Raw genomic sequence first — 14,036 nt, 5'->3', positions numbered from 1 at the left:
GCGAGGACCGAAGCGTTGGCCCAGCGCGAGCGGGCTTCGCGAGGACCGGAGGTTCCCTACGGCGCGGTGACCGCCCTGGCCCAGGCCCGCGGACGCCCCACTAGCGGTAGCGCTCCGGAGACTCCGGCGGGTAGCCGTCGCGGGCCGCGCGCCAGGTGTCCCGGGCCTCCCGCCGCGCCTCGCGCTCGTCCCTGCGCATCTCCCTGTGGGTCTCCCGGGCCTCGCGGCGCATGTCGCGGAACGCGTCCCGCGCCTCACCGAGCATCTGACGGCCCTCCTGGTGCAGCCGGCGCATATCGTGCCCGAGCTCGTGGCGGGGGCCGTAGCCCGCTTCGACGCGGCGCTCCTGCCACCATTCGCTCCACGCGAACCAGCCGCGCTTGATCGGCTTGGCCCGCGAGTCTCCGATGATCTTCACGTCGCCCATCACGACGTACGCCTTGACCCGGACCACGGGGGCGTTCCGGTTGGGCGGGGCCTCGACCACCTCGACCTTCTTGTCCCCCATGAACGTGAAACCGGAGAGCTCCACGTCCACGCCGTCCGGCACGATGATCTTCAGGTCGCCCATCACGCACGTCGCGACGATGTCGATCGTGTTGGTGCGGACCTCGGCCTCGCGCAGGTCGAGCGTGACGTCGCCCATGACGCAGACCGCGCCGATCTCCTGGTCGATGCGCCAGGTGCCCTGCCGCTTGGCGTCGCCCATGACCGCGACGATCCACTTGCGCAGCTTCCCGCCGCCGCCGGGGGCGGACGCGGGCGCGGGCGGGTGGTAGGCGGGCGCGGGCGCGCCTCCGGGCAGGTCCGCGGTGAGTTGGGCGAGCTCAGCGTGGGTCCGGGCCAGGTAGGCCGCCTCCGTGCGCTCCGTAAGCTCGGCGAGGGTCAGCCGCCCGTCCACCGACGCCTCACGCAGCCGCTCGACCACTGCCTCCCGCTCGGCGTCGGATGCCCGCATTCCACCCAGATCACTCACGGGGCAACCCTATCCCGGGGAATGCGGCCGCCCCTCCTCCCTGGGAAGGAAGCATTTGTCCACCTGTGTGACCATGGAAGAGTGACGTACCGTGAGCTTCTGCACGCGGTCTCGGAGGGCGATGTCGACAGCGTGCGGCGGATGCTCCATCCCGACACGGATCTGAACCGCGCCCCCGGGACCACCCCGCTGTACCGCGCCGCCGTCCACGGCGACCACGAGATGGTCCGGCTGCTGCTGGAATACGGGGCCGACCCGGACCGGGCGAGCGGGGGGAAGGACGAGGGGCTCCCCCTCTGCGCGGCCGCCTCCTGGAACCACTGGGAAGCCGTCCAGGCCCTGGTGGACGGGGGCGCCGACCCCGACGCCGCGGAGGCCGGCGGGTGGACCGCCCTGCTGTGGGCCGCCACCCAGGGCCATCTCAGATCCGCGGACATCCTGCTCGACGCGGGCGCGGCCCCTGACACCGCGGACGACGCGGGCAACACGCCGCTCACCGCGGCCGCCCGGTTCGGCGCGTACGGCGTCGTCTGGTCGCTCCTGGAGCACGGGGCGGATCCGGCGCTGCCGGACGGCGCGGGCGACACCGCGCTGGACATCGCGCGCCGCTGGTCGGCCATCGACCTGGAGGCGGAGCTGCGCGACGAGGTCACCCGGCACGCCGAGCCCGGGTGGGCGATCATGGTGGCCAAGGACCACGCCGCCGACGGCACCGAGCTGATCATGGCCGAGGCCAGGGACGCGAAGGGCGACGGCTTCCGGACCGCCCGCCAGCGCGGCCACGCCGCGATCACGATCCTGCTGGAGGAGGCGCTCGGCCTGCGCACATCGGCCGAGGAGCTGGTGGCCCGCGCCGCGCCGTACCTGGACCTCGACGAGGACGGCGAGACCTGGTGGGCGGCGGTGCACGCACTGCAGAAACGCCATGACGAGGAGACGTTCGAGGCCGCGGCGGAGCTGTGCGACAGCGGCGACCCCCAGGACCGCGAGTTCGCGGTGGACGTGCTCGCGCAGTTCGGCTACGACGCGGACGTACGGCCCTTCCGCGAGCGCAGCCTGGCGATCCTGCGGCGGATGGCCCCCACCGAGACCGAGCCCAAGGTCGTCGACGCGCTCCTCAGCGCGATCGCGCACCACGCCGACGCGGAGGCGCTGCCCGAGGTGCTGGAGATCCTGGACCGGCCGGGGCGCCGGCCGTCCTGCAAGGACGCCATGGCGCTCGCCGCCGTGCTGCCGCCGGGCGACGAGGAGGGCCTGGCCCGGCTGGTACGGCTCACCGAGGAGGACGACGCCGAGGTCCGCGACTGGGCGACCATGGGCCTGGCCGGCCTGGACGCCGACACCCCGCGCATCCGGGAGGCCCTGGCCGCCCGGCTGGCCGACCGCGACATCTCGACGGTGGCCGAGGCCGCGCGCGGGCTGGCGCAACGGGGCGACCGGCGGGCGATCGGCGGGATCCACCGGGTGCTGTCGGAGACTGACGACGACTACGCGCGCGACCTGGCCCTGGAGGGCGCGACGCGGCTCGGCCTGGAGATCGAGACCGTCATCCGCTGACGCGGGCCCGGCCCGGGGCAGCGCTGATCGCGGGCCGGTCCTCCGTCGGCGGACCCGGCGGCGTTAGGGTCGCTGATGGCATTGAAGATGGGCACCTGAACGACTGAAGGGATATCGCCATGGCGACCACCCGTACCGCGACCACCCAGTGGAAGGGCGCGCTCCTTGACGGCTCCGGCACTGTCTCGCTCGACTCCTCCGGGGTCGGCACGTTCGACGTCTCCTGGCCGTCCAGGGCGGAGCAGGCGAACGGCAAGACGAGCCCCGAGGAGCTGATCGCGGCCGCCCACTCCTCCTGCTTCTCGATGGCGCTGTCGAACGGCCTGGCCAAGGCCGGGACGCCGCCGCAGTCGCTGGAGACCCGGGCGGACGTCACCTTCCAGCCGGGTGAGGGCATCACCGGCATCGTGATCTCGGTCCGCGGCCAGGTCCCCGGCATCTCGGCCGAGGACTTCCAGCAGGCGGCCGAGGGCGCCAAGGCCAACTGCCCGGTGAGCAAGGCGCTCGCGGGCACCACCATCACGCTGAACGCCGAGCTCGTCGGCTGAACCGCTGCGGACCCCCGTCGCGGCCGTCCCGGCCCGGCGGGGGTCCGCGCGTGTGTTCCCCCCGCCTTCCCTGCCGCCTCCGGCTCGGGAGGAATCCGGCACAGCGAACCTCACATAAGGTGATGAATCCGCATAAAGGCGGACAAAACTGGGCTGGATCTCGCAGATCTTTTGGGGTACACGAAGCCCCCTGCCGAGAGGAGAATGGGGGCACATGCGCGAAGTCTGGCCTGGAGAGCCGTATCCACTCGGTGGCACCTGGGATGGCGTGGGCACCAGTTTCTCGGTGTTCTCCGAGGTCGCCGAGCGGGTCGAGCTGTGCCTGTTCGACGACGACGGCACCGAGACCCGCGTCGACCTGCCCGAGATGGATGGCTTCGTCTGGCACGGCTACCTGCCCGGCGTGATGCCCGGCCAGCGGTACGGCTACCGCGTCCACGGGCCGTACGAGCCGGAGCTGGGCCACCGGTGCAACCCCGCCAAGCTGCTTCTCGACCCGTACAGCAAGGCCATCGAGGGCGGCGTGCGCTGGAACGAAGCGCTGTTCTCCTACCACTTCACCGACCCGGGACGGCGGAACACCGGCGACTCGGCGCCGTACATGCCGAAGAACGTGGTGATCAACCCGTTCTTCGACTGGGGCAACGACCGGCCGCCGCGCACGCCGTACCACGAGACGGTCATCTACGAGGCGCACGTGCGCGGCCTGACGATGCGGCACCCGGACGTGCCGCCGGAGCAGCGCGGCACCTACGCCGGGCTGGCCCACCCGGCGGTGATCGAGCACCTGCTGTCGATCGGCGTGACGGCGGTGGAGCTGATGCCGGTCCACCAGTTCGTCCCCGAGCACGCGATGGTGGCGCGCGGCATGACGAACTACTGGGGCTACAACACGATCGCCTACCTCGCTCCGCACAACGCGTACTCCAGCGCCGGGCAGCGGGGCGAGCAGGTCCAGGAGTTCAAGGCCATGGTCCGCGCCCTGCACGAGGCGGGCATCGAGGTCATCCTCGACGTGGTCTACAACCACACGGCCGAGGGCGACCACATGGGCCCCACGCTCGGGTTCCGCGGCATCGACAACGCCGCCTACTACCGGCTGCACGACTCCGACCGGCGCTTCTACCTCGACTACACCGGCTGCGGAAACTCGCTGAACGTCCGCTCGCCGCACGCGCTGCAGCTCATCATGGACTCGCTGCGGTACTGGGTGCTGGAGATGCACGTGGACGGCTTCCGGTTCGACCTCGCCGCCGCGCTCGCCCGCGAGCTGCACGACGTGGACCGGCTGTCGGCCTTCTTCGACCTGATCCAGCAGGACCCGGTGATCTCGCAGGTCAAGCTGATCGCCGAGCCGTGGGACGTCGGGCCGGGCGGATACCAGGTGGGCAACTTCCCGCCGCTGTGGACCGAGTGGAACGGGAAGTACCGCGACTCCGTGCGCGACTTCTGGCGTGGCGGCTCGCGCACGATGCCCGAGTTCGCCTCCCGCCTCACCGGGTCGAGCGACCTCTACGCGCAGAGCGGCCGCCGCCCGGTGGCGTCCATCAACTTCGTCACCTGCCATGACGGGTTCACGCTCACCGACCTGGTCTCCTACAACCGCAAGCACAACGAGGCCAACGGCGAGGACAACCGGGACGGCACCGACGACAACCGCTCGTGGAACTGCGGCGCCGAGGGGCCGGTCGAGGATTCCGGCATCGCGGCGCTGCGGCGGCGGCAGCGGCGCAACTTCCTGGCCACGCTCTTCGTCTCCCAGGGCGTCCCGATGCTGCTCGCCGGCGACGAGTTCGGACGCACCCAGCACGGCAACAACAACGCCTACTGCCAGGACAACGAGATCTCCTGGGTCGACTGGTCGCTGGCCCGCGGCGAGGCCGGTCTCCTGGAGTTCGTCCGGCGGCTCGCCGCGCTCCGGCGCGACCATCCGGTGTTCCGCCGCCGCCGGTTCTTCTACGGCCGCAGGGCCGACGACGACCTGCGCGACATCGTCTGGCTCACGCCGTCGGGCAAGGAGATGGCCTCGGCCGACTGGCACGCGAGCTATGCCAAGTCGCTGGCGGTCTTCGTCAACGGCGACGCCATCTCCGAGCCCGGCCCCCGGGGCGAGCGGATCACGGACGACTCGTTCCTCCTGCTGATCAACGCCCACCACGAGAGCCTCACGTTCACCCTGCCGGGCACGGAGTTCGGCGACCGGTGGCGTCCCGTGCTCGACACGGAGGACGACGCTCCGAGGCGGGACGCCCTCCCCGGCGAGGTCTGGCCGGCGGGCGTGGACGTCTCCGTGGCCGCCCGATCCGTCCAGATCCTGTGCTGCGCCGGGGACGAGCCCGCCTGACAGAGGCGTCCGGCGGCGGGCGCGTGCTCGGCGGCCCCGGCCCGCGCGTCCCAAGGGACGATCCGCGGAGGTCAGCCCTCCTGGCTCTCCTCGCCCGCTCGGTCCACCGCCTGCCGGGATGCCACGACGGCGGCGAGGGCGGCCTTGATGTTCGCCTCGACGGCCGGCTTGGCGAGGCCGAGCCCGGAGAGCGGGCCCGTCCCGTCCTCCAGCTCCAGCAGCGCCAGCAGGATGTGCTCGGTCCCGATGTAGTTGTGGCCCATCAGCAGGGCCTCCCGGAACGTCAGCTCCAGCGCCTTGCGCGCCTGCGCGTCGTACGGGATCACCTCGGGCGCCCGCTCGGCGGGCGGCGGGAGCGTCTCGGTCACGGCCTGCCGGACGGCGTCCAGCGTCACGCCCTGAGCGACGATCGCCTTGGCGGCGAGGGCCTCCGGCTCGCTCAGCAGGCCCAGCGCCAGGTGCGCGGGACGGACCTCCTCGCTGCCGGCCGCGCCGGCCTCGTTGTGCGCCGCCACCACGACGTTCCTCGCCCGCGGGGTGAACCGCTGGAACCCCTGGTTCGGGTCGAGGTCGGCGGGTTCGGCGGAGGCCTTCGGCACGAACCGCTTCTGGGCGGCCTGCTTGGTGACCCCCATGCTCCGGCCGATCTCGGTCCACGAGGCGCCGGAACGCCGCGCCTGGTCCACGAAGTGGCCGATCAGGTGGTCGGCGACCTCGCCGAGGTGGTCGGCGGCGATGACCGCGTCGGAGAGCTGGTCGAGGGCGTCCGAGTGCGCCCTCTTGATCGCCTCGATCAGGTCGTCGAGGCGGACGGACTTCGTCACGGAAACGGGATTCTCCATATCGTCAACGGTAGGTTGACGATACCTAATCGTCAACCCTCAGTTGACGACGAAAATCGGGCCGCCCTCCGCCGGGAACAGGGCGGCGATCGTCTCCCCGTTCCCGCCGGGTTCCGGACCTGCTGCCGGATTCCCCGGGCGCTTCCCGGACAATCGGTACATGAACCCGGACGAGGAAGAGGAGGCGCGGCACTGGCGGCACCCCGGACTCCCGGGGGTGGACCTGCTCCGGGCCCGCTACATCAGCAAGACCTTCATCCGGCACACCCACGAGAACTTCGTCATCGCCGCGATCACGAGGGGCGTCGAGGAGTTCCACGTGCGCGACAGCATCGAACGCGCCGGGCCCGGCGGCCTCGCGCTGATCAACCCTGACACGCCGCACACCGGCCGCCCGGGCGTGCCGGAGGGGTGGACCTACAGCGCCGTCTATCCCGAGGCCGCGCTGGTCGCGGCGATCGCCGCCGAGACGACCTCGATCAAGGGGACCGCCGGGTTCGCCGTCCCCGTGGCCCACGACCCGCCCGCCGTGCGCCTCGTCACCGAGGTCCTGCGGGCCGTGGACGAGCGCAACAACCTCGCCGCCGACACGCTCCTGCGGCTCACCGTGGCCCGCCTGCTCCGCCTTCACGGTTCCGCGCTCCCCGCGTCACGGCCACGCGGGGCCGGCGCACGGAAGGCCGCGACGGCCCGGGCCATCCTGGAGGCCCGGATGTCCGACCCTCCCTCCCTTGAGCGGCTCGCGGCCGAGGTGGGCACCGGCCCGTTCGCACTGCTGCGGGCGTTCCGCGCCGCGTACGGCATGCCGCCGCACAGCTGGCTCACCGACGCGCGGGTCCGCCGGGCCCGCCACCTGCTGGACGCCGGGGTCAGCCCCGCCGACGCGGCCGTCGCCGTGGGTTTCACCGACCAGCCTCACCTGAACCGGCACTTCAGTCGGGTCCTCGGAGTACCACCCGGGGCGTACCAGCGGGAGCGCAAGAACGTACAAGACCGTTTTGGCGGGGCTGCGTAACCTCGGGCCGTGACCACGGAATCCATACAGATCCCGCGAGAACAGACAGGTAGCCGCCCTCGGGCGGCGGTCGTGCGCGACGCCCTGGGTGTGGGCGTCGCCGTCGGCCTGTCCGGGTTCGCCTTCGGCGTGACGTCCGCCGGGGCCGGGCTGAGCCTGGCCCAGACGTGTGTCCTCTCCCTCTTCGTGTTCACCGGCGCGTCGCAGTTCGCGCTCGTGGGCGCGCTCGGGGCGGGCGGCAACCCCGCCGCCGCGGTGGCCGGAGCGCTGTTCCTCGGGGTGCGCAACGCCTTCTACGGCCTGCGGCTGTCGCACCTGCTGCGCCTGCCCGGCCCGGTGCGCCCGCTCGCCGCGCACTGGATCATCGACGAGACGTCGGCCGTCGCCATGGCGCAGCCGGACCGGGCTTCCGCGCGGCTCGGCTTCACCGTCACCGGGGTCACCCTGTACACGCTGTGGAACCTGACCACGCTCCTCGGCGCGCTCGGAGCGGAGGCGCTCGGCGATCCGTCGGCCTGGGGGCTGGACGCCGCCGGCCCGGCCGTCTTCCTGGCGCTGCTCGGGTCCATGCTCAAGGGGCGGCAGGAGACGCTGGTCGCGGTCCTCGCGGTCGTGCTGGCACTGGCCTGCCTGCCGCTGCTGCCGGCCGGTGTCCCCGTCCTGGTCGCCGCGCTGGCCGCGCCGATCGTTCTGATCGTCACCCGCCGCAAGGAGGCGCGCCCATGACCGTCTGGATCGCCGTCGCCGTCACGGCGCTCGGCTGCTACGCCGTCAAGCTGCTCGGCCTGTCGGTGCCCGCCGGGCTGCTGGAGCGGCCCCTGGTGCGCCGGCTCGCGGCCCTCGTGCCGGTCGCGATGCTGGCCGCGCTCACCGCCATCCAGACCTTCGGCAGCGGCCGGGACCTGGTCGTGGACGCGCGCGCCGCGGGGCTCGCCGCGGCGGCCGTCGCGCTGCTGCTGCGGGCGCCGTTCCTCGTGGTCGTCGGCGCCGCCATCGTCGTGACCGCCGCCGTACGCGCGCTCACCGGCTGAGGCACCGGTGAAGCGGCCCGATCAGCGCGGCAGGATGTCGCCCAGGTCGTAGGCGACGGGCCGTTCGAGCTGCTCGTACGTGCACGAGGACGGCTCGCGGTCGGGGCGCCAGCGGCGGAACTGGGCGGTGTGCCGGAACCGGTCGCCCTCCATGTGGTCGTAGGCGACCTCGATCACCAACTCGGGCCGCAGCGGGATGAACGACAGGTCCTTCTTGGCGTTCCACCGGGAGACCGCGCCGGGCATCCGCTGGCCGTCGGGGCCCGTCTCGCCGGACTGCGCCGCCCACGCCCCCCACGGGTGCGCGCTCAGCTCCTCCAGCCGGTACGGCGCGAGCTCCCCCACCAGCTCGGCGCGGCGCTTCATCGGGAACGCCGCCACCACGCCCACGTGGTGCAGCCGCCCCTCGGCGTCGTACAGGCCCAGCAGGAGCGAGCCGACCACGTCGCCGGTCTTGTGCTCGCGGTATCCGGCCACGACGCAGTCGGCGGTCCGCTCGTGCTTGACCTTGAACATCACCCGCCGGTCCGGCTCGTACGGCAGCGTGCCGGGCTTGACGACGATGCCGTCGAGCCCGGCGCCCTCGAACGCGTCGAACCACTCGGCGGCCCGGCCCTCGTCCCGGGTGACCGGGGTGAGCCGGACCGACCGGCCGGCGTCGGCCAGCGCCTTCTCCAGCCGGGCCCGCCGCTCGGCGAACGGCGTGGCCATCAGGTTCTCGTCGCCGAGCGCGAGCAGGTCGAACGCGACGAACGACGCGGGCGTCCGCTCGGCGAGCAGCCGCACCCGGGACTCCGCCGGGTGGATGCGCTGCTGGAGCGCGTCGAAGTCGAGCGTCTGACCGCTCATGACCACGATCTCCCCGTCGACGACGCACCGCTCGGGCAGCTCTTCGCGGACCGCCTGGACCAGCTCGGGGAAGTACCTGGTGAACGGGCGCTCGTTCCTGCTGCCGAGATGGACCTCGTCGCCGTCCCGGAAAACGATGCAGCGGAAGCCGTCCCACTTCGGCTCGTAGAAGAGCGAGCCGTCCTGCGGCGGCAGCCGCTTCACCGCCTTGGCCAGCATGGGGGCCACGGGCGGCTCAACCGGCAAGTTCATCCGACACCTCTCTCACGTATCGGCAGAAGAGGAACCCCTCCTCCTGGAGGACCTGGGCGAGCCCCAGCCGGGTCTGCGAGGCGCTGCCGTTCAGGATGCGGGCCGCGTCGCCGCCGATCAGCAGCGGACTGAGGGTGAGGCACAGCTCGTCCACCAGGCCCGCGGCGGCGAGCTGGGCGTTCAGCCGCGGCCCGCCCTCGCACAGGATCGTGGCCAGGCCGCGGTCACGCAGCTCGCGCACCGCCAGCGTCAGATCGACGCGGTACTCCCCCGCGACGATGACGTCGGCGTTCTTGGCCGCCTCCGCGCGCCGGTCGGCGGGCGCCGACTCGGTCGTGATCACAATCGTCCGCGCGTACGGCTCGGTCTCGGTGAACAGCGGGCTGCCGAGGTCCAGGTCGAGCCGCCGGGTGACCACCGCGACCGGAGGGGCGGGCGGGCGGCCCGCCCTCAGTGCCCGCCACGACTCGCGCGGCCGGGCCGGGCCGTACCCCTCGGTGCGCACGGTGGCGGCACCGGCGAGGATCACGTCGGAGAGGCCGCGCAGAATGCCGAAGATCCGGCGGTCGCCCTCGCTGGACAGGCCACCGGACAGGCCCTTGAGCCAGGCGCCGCCGTCCGCGCTGGCCACCATGTTGATCCGCAGCCACTCGCCCGGGGGCTGGGCGTAGGCGGCGACAAGATCCGGGTCGTCTTCAATGTCGGGATGTATGCGGCGCACGCTCTCTACAGTGGCACATCTCCCCGACATAACGTTTCGATGTCCCCTGTTCCCACCTCTGAACGGACGGTGTTGGATCGAGCCACAGCGGCGCGACAGGCCGGGACACCTGTCTCCCGTCCGCTCCGGAGGAGACGCGTGGAACACGCCGCTCTCGCGGTCTGGATCGTCACCTCGCTGGCAGGGCTCCGCCTGCTGGTGCTGTGGCTGGCGGGCGGCGGCCCGCGGCGGCAGGAGACGAAGGTCACCGCGTTCCCCGCCGTGCTGATCATCGCTCACCCGGCGCTCGCGGTCGCGGGCCTCGGCCTGTGGGTCGCCTTCCTGCGCACCCGCGACAGCTCGTACGCCTGGGCGGCCTTCGCCGTGCTGACCGCCGTCGCGCTGCTCGGGTTCACGCTGTTCACCCGCTGGATCGGCGGCGGTCGTCACGCCCGGGGCTCCGAGCGCCGCTTCCCGGTGGTCGCGGTCGCCCTGCACGGCATCGTCGGGGTCGCCACGTTCGTCCTGGTGCTGCTGGCCGCCTCGACCGCGGATCGCCTGTGACCCTCCCGGGGTCAGTCGTCGCTTCGGGCCTTGGACGGCTGGACGCGCTTGGGCTCGCCGGGCATCTTCGGATAGTTCGGCGGGTAGGGCAGGTCACCGCGCTCGTCGGCGGCGTACCACTCCAGCAACGCGCCGATGCCGAACGCCTCGTCGTCGATGGCGCGGTGGACGTCGCCAAGCCGGGCGAAGCGCTCAGGCATCGTCTTGACGTCGAAGTCGCGCGGATCGCAGTCGGCCAGCTCGTCCCAGGTGACCGGCGCGGAGACCTGCGCCTCCGGACGGGCGCGCACCGAGTAGGCGGCGACCACGGTGCGGTCCCTGGCGTTCTGGTTGTAGTCGATGAAGATCCGCTCGCCGCGCTCCTCCTTCCACCAGGCGGTGGTGGCGAGGCCCGGAGCGCGCCGCTCCACCTCCCGCGCCAGCGCGATGCCCGCGTGCCGTACCTCGGTGAAGGTCCACTCGGGACGGATGCGCACGGCGATGTGGATGCCGCGGCTGCCCGAGGTCTTGGGGAAGGCGCGCACGCCGAGTTCGGCGAGGATCTCGCGGACGACGAAGGCGACCTTGCGCGCCTCGTCGAAGCCGGTGCCCGGCTGCGGGTCGACGTCGACGCGCAGCTCGTCGGGGTGCTCCACGTCCGCCGCCCGGACCGCCCAGGGGTGGAAGTCGATCGTCCCGAGGTTGGCGCACCAGGCGACGGCGGCGATCTCGGTCGGGCGGAACACGTCCGCCGTGCGCCCACTGGGGAAGCGCACCTGCACGGTCTCGATCCAGTCGGGATGCCGCGGCATCCGCTTCTGGTAGATCGCCTCGGTCTCGACGCCGTCGGGGTGCCGCTTGAGGTGCGTCGGGCGGTCGCGCAGGGCGCGCATGACGCCGTCGCCCACGCTGACGTAGTACTCCACCAGCTCGCGCTTGGTGGCCCCGATGCCCGGAAAGTAGATCTTGTCGGGGTTGGTCACTTTGACGGTCCGACCGCCCGCCTCGATCTCGATGTACGGCGAAGCCATGCCTGCGACCTTACCCGGGTGGAGACGGGCCCGTCCCGGACCTCTACTCTCGGCGACCGGCGCGCGACACCTGGCGCCGGTCCGGGAGGTCGGACGGGACGGACCCGGCGTGCCGCCCCGCAGGGCGGCACCTCTCCTGCCGCACGGGCGGCGTCCAGCACGGGTAGGGCGCTTCGCCGCCTCGACGGCGGGACGGCCGGGCCTCCCTGGCGGGAGGATCGGCCCTCTCACCAGTGAAGACGCCGAAACGACCTCCGAAGGATGCTTCGCCCGGAAAGAACTCTGCCGGGAAGGTCTCCGCGCTCCGCGTGGTTCTACGCGATGACCACATGACTGACGCGATCATCCACAGGCAGGCGAACATGGACAAGGTCATCAAGAGCGACGACGAGTGGCGCGCCGAGCTGTCGCCCGAGGAGTACCGCGTGCTCCGCCAGGCCGGCACCGAGCGGCCCTTCACCGGGGAGTACGTCGACACCAAGACCGTTGGCGTCTACTCCTGCCGCGCCTGCGGAGCCGAGCTGTTCCGCTCCGGGGCCAAGTTCGAGTCGCACTGCGGCTGGCCGTCGTTCTACGAGCCGTCGGAGTCGGACGCGGTCACCCTGATCCGGGACGACTCGCTGGGCATGTCCCGGGTGGAGGTCCGCTGCGCCCGGTGCGACTCGCATCTCGGGCACGTCTTCCACGGCGAGGGGTACTCGACGCCCACCGACGACCGCTATTGCATCAACTCGGTCTGCCTGACCCTGGAGCCGGCCGCCGGGTGATCCCCGGCGGCGCCGGTCACCTGGGCTTGGGGTGGGTGACGCGGCAGGTGTCGTCGTCCGGGCCGAGGATGTTGGCCAGCACGGGGTTCCCGTTCTGGCCGTACTTCGCCTGGACGAAGACGACCGGGTTGGACTCGCCGATCTCCTTGAGGTACTCCAGGCCCCTCTTGCACAGAGTGATCGCGGACTTGGAGTTGCTCGCGTTCTCCGACAGGTTGGTGTAGATCCGCAGGTACCGGCCGGTCGTGCGGATGTCGCGCACCCGCTTGGTCGTCTTGTCGTCCCACCGGCTGGTGAAATAGGCCACCGCCTGGTCGTCCGTGTACTTCGAGCGGCCGGAGGCGGTCACCTCGCCCTTGGACCTCGCGACCCGGCCGGAGCTCGCCGCGCCGCCCGCGCTGGTCACGGTGAGATCACCGCTGGAGGCGGCGGCGCCGGAGCTCGCCACCGGGGCCACGGCGGCCGCCCGGACCGGCGCCGGCGTCCCGTCCGCCCCGGCGAGCAGCGGCCGCGACACGGCCACGCCGGCGGCGACGACCGCCAGACCGACGGACGCCTTGATCACGCGCGCCTTGGTCCGCCGCTTCCTCCGACGACCCTTGGACCGTGCCAGAACGCTCAACACCTCGCCTCACAACGACCTAGGGGCTTTGCCCGAGTATGACAAAGATAACGAGATCATATCGGTGGTTCCCGGCATTTGGTACGGCGAGGTAGATCTTTCCCCATGACGCGCTCGATCTTCGCGATTCCTACCCCGCGGCGGGCGCCGTACGCGCGGAATCTCCGGGGGTCGCACCGAGCGGCCGGAAACGCGTGACGCCCGCCGGATGAGGCCGGCGGGCGTCGGGTGGAACGCGGCACAGCGGTCAGGGCAGCTCCGCGACCAGCTCGCTGACGGGCTTCCTGCGCCCGGTGAAGAACGGGATCTCCACCCGGGTGTGCCGCCGCGCCTCGGCCCCGCGCAGGTGGCGCATGAGGTCGACGATGCGGTGCAGCTCGTCCGCCTCGAAAGCGAGCATCCACTCGAAGTCGTTCAGCGCGAAGCAGGCCACCGTGTTCGCCCGCACGTCCGGGAAGTCGCGGGCCATCCTGCCGTGCTCGGCGAGCATCGTCCGGCGCTCGACGTCGTCCAGCAGGTACCACTCCAGGGAGCGGACGAACGGGTAGACCGAAACGAACCCCCTCGGCTCCTCATCCGCGAGGAAGGCCGGGATGTGCGACTTGTTGAACTCGGCCGGCCGGTGCAGCGCCATCGCGGACCAGACCGGCTCACTGGCGCGGCCCAGCGCGGTGCGGCGGAAGCGCGAGTAGACCTCCTGCAGGTCCTCCGCCGTGGGCGCGTGCCACCAGAACATGAAGTCGGCGTCGGCGCGGAACCCGGACACGTCGTAGCAGCCCCGCGTCACAACGTCCTTGCCGCCCGCCTGCGCCAGCAACTCGTCGACCTCGTCGGCGACGCCGTCGCGGCTCTGGGGAAGCTGATCACGCAGCCGGAAGACCGACCACATGGTGTACCGGATCACCTGGTTGAGATCACGCGCCTTGGGACGCGTCGTGCCGTCCGTCATATGTTCCATT

15 protein-coding genes are annotated in these 14,036 nt (G+C 72.0%); 8 read left to right on the top strand and 7 right to left on the bottom strand.

Annotation, left to right across the window (positions count from 1 at the left end):
• Positions 1-100 precede the first annotated feature (100 nt).
• Positions 101-976, bottom strand: a complete 876-nt coding sequence (locus AWQ71_RS11900; RefSeq protein ID WP_084258793.1) for a DUF1707 SHOCT-like domain-containing protein — start codon at positions 974-976, stop codon at positions 101-103.
• 81 nt (positions 977-1,057) lie between these two features.
• On the opposite strand from AWQ71_RS11900, the gene AWQ71_RS11895 reads away from it, so the two are divergent.
• The 3 genes from AWQ71_RS11895 (at position 1,058) to glgX (ending at position 5,425) form a co-directional block, all read left to right on the top strand.
• Positions 1,058-2,533, top strand: coding sequence for an ankyrin repeat domain-containing protein (locus AWQ71_RS11895; RefSeq protein ID WP_245658227.1), 1,476 nt, complete (start codon positions 1,058-1,060; stop codon positions 2,531-2,533).
• A 119-nt stretch (positions 2,534-2,652) separates the two neighbouring features.
• On the top strand, positions 2,653-3,081 hold the full coding sequence (locus tag AWQ71_RS11890) for an OsmC family protein (RefSeq protein WP_067131330.1): 429 nt from the start codon (positions 2,653-2,655) through the stop codon (positions 3,079-3,081).
• Positions 3,082-3,295: 214 nt separating this feature from the next.
• Complete coding sequence (glgX, locus tag AWQ71_RS11885; protein WP_067131328.1) at positions 3,296-5,425, top strand: glycogen debranching protein GlgX; 2,130 nt, start codon at positions 3,296-3,298, stop codon at positions 5,423-5,425.
• Between the two features lie 71 nt (positions 5,426-5,496).
• Here glgX and AWQ71_RS11880 read toward each other — a convergent pair whose 3' ends face one another.
• Positions 5,497-6,249, bottom strand: coding sequence for a Clp protease N-terminal domain-containing protein (locus AWQ71_RS11880; RefSeq protein WP_245658226.1), 753 nt, complete (start codon positions 6,247-6,249; stop codon positions 5,497-5,499).
• Positions 6,250-6,427: 178 nt separating this feature from the next.
• Between AWQ71_RS11880 and AWQ71_RS11875 the strand changes: the two genes are divergently transcribed.
• The 3 genes from AWQ71_RS11875 to AWQ71_RS11865 are packed head-to-tail and all read left to right on the top strand — an operon-like array spanning position 6,428 to position 8,313.
• Positions 6,428-7,282: an AraC family transcriptional regulator gene (locus AWQ71_RS11875; protein WP_067131321.1), complete on the top strand. Its 855-nt coding sequence runs from the start codon at positions 6,428-6,430 to the stop codon at positions 7,280-7,282.
• Between the two features lie 9 nt (positions 7,283-7,291).
• Positions 7,292-8,008, top strand: coding sequence for an AzlC family ABC transporter permease (locus AWQ71_RS11870; RefSeq protein WP_067131318.1), 717 nt, complete (start codon positions 7,292-7,294; stop codon positions 8,006-8,008).
• Positions 8,005-8,313, top strand: coding sequence for an AzlD domain-containing protein (locus AWQ71_RS11865; protein ID WP_067131315.1), 309 nt, complete (start codon positions 8,005-8,007; stop codon positions 8,311-8,313). Before AWQ71_RS11870 ends, AWQ71_RS11865 begins: the two co-directional genes overlap by 4 nt.
• 21 nt (positions 8,314-8,334) lie before the next feature.
• Here AWQ71_RS11865 and AWQ71_RS11860 read toward each other — a convergent pair whose 3' ends face one another.
• Together AWQ71_RS11860 and AWQ71_RS11855 are read right to left on the bottom strand one after the other, a co-directional pair.
• Positions 8,335-9,414: an ATP-dependent DNA ligase gene (locus AWQ71_RS11860; protein WP_067131312.1), complete on the bottom strand. Its 1,080-nt coding sequence runs from the start codon at positions 9,412-9,414 to the stop codon at positions 8,335-8,337.
• The gene (locus tag AWQ71_RS11855; RefSeq protein ID WP_067131309.1) at positions 9,398-10,135 is read right to left on the bottom strand and encodes a pyrimidine reductase family protein; all 738 of its coding nucleotides are present in this window, start codon (positions 10,133-10,135) and stop codon (positions 9,398-9,400) included. The genes AWQ71_RS11860 and AWQ71_RS11855 overlap by 17 nt, the downstream gene beginning before the upstream one ends.
• A 138-nt stretch (positions 10,136-10,273) precedes the next feature.
• Here AWQ71_RS11855 and AWQ71_RS11850 point away from each other — a divergent pair, with 138 nt between their 5' ends.
• Entirely contained in the window at positions 10,274-10,678 is a 405-nt protein-coding gene (locus AWQ71_RS11850) for a hypothetical protein (RefSeq protein WP_067131306.1), read from the top strand.
• 11 nt (positions 10,679-10,689) lie between these two features.
• Here the strand turns inward: AWQ71_RS11850 and ligD are convergent, their stop codons facing one another.
• Positions 10,690-11,688, bottom strand: a complete 999-nt coding sequence (ligD, locus tag AWQ71_RS11845; RefSeq protein ID WP_067131303.1) for a non-homologous end-joining DNA ligase — start codon at positions 11,686-11,688, stop codon at positions 10,690-10,692.
• A 362-nt stretch (positions 11,689-12,050) separates the two neighbouring features.
• Here ligD and msrB point away from each other — a divergent pair, with 362 nt between their 5' ends.
• The gene (gene msrB, locus AWQ71_RS11840; protein ID WP_067131608.1) at positions 12,051-12,455 is read left to right on the top strand and encodes a peptide-methionine (R)-S-oxide reductase MsrB; all 405 of its coding nucleotides are present in this window, start codon (positions 12,051-12,053) and stop codon (positions 12,453-12,455) included.
• A gap of 16 nt (positions 12,456-12,471) precedes the next feature.
• Here the strand turns inward: msrB and AWQ71_RS11835 are convergent, their stop codons facing one another.
• Complete coding sequence (locus AWQ71_RS11835) at positions 12,472-13,020, bottom strand: hypothetical protein (protein WP_067131300.1); 549 nt, start codon at positions 13,018-13,020, stop codon at positions 12,472-12,474.
• Positions 13,021-13,324: 304 nt separating this feature from the next.
• Positions 13,325-14,026: a hydrogen peroxide-dependent heme synthase gene (hemQ, locus tag AWQ71_RS11830; protein WP_067131297.1), complete on the bottom strand. Its 702-nt coding sequence runs from the start codon at positions 14,024-14,026 to the stop codon at positions 13,325-13,327.
• Between the last annotated feature and the right edge of the window lie 10 nt (positions 14,027-14,036).

The sequence above is a fragment of the Microtetraspora malaysiensis genome, from assembly GCF_001528665.1.
In the GTDB taxonomy this organism is placed as follows: Bacteria; Actinomycetota; Actinomycetes; order Streptosporangiales; family Streptosporangiaceae; genus Microtetraspora_A; species Microtetraspora_A malaysiensis.
Note: the sequence above shows the minus strand (reverse complement) of the source record. Positions and strands in the feature narration are given on the sequence as shown.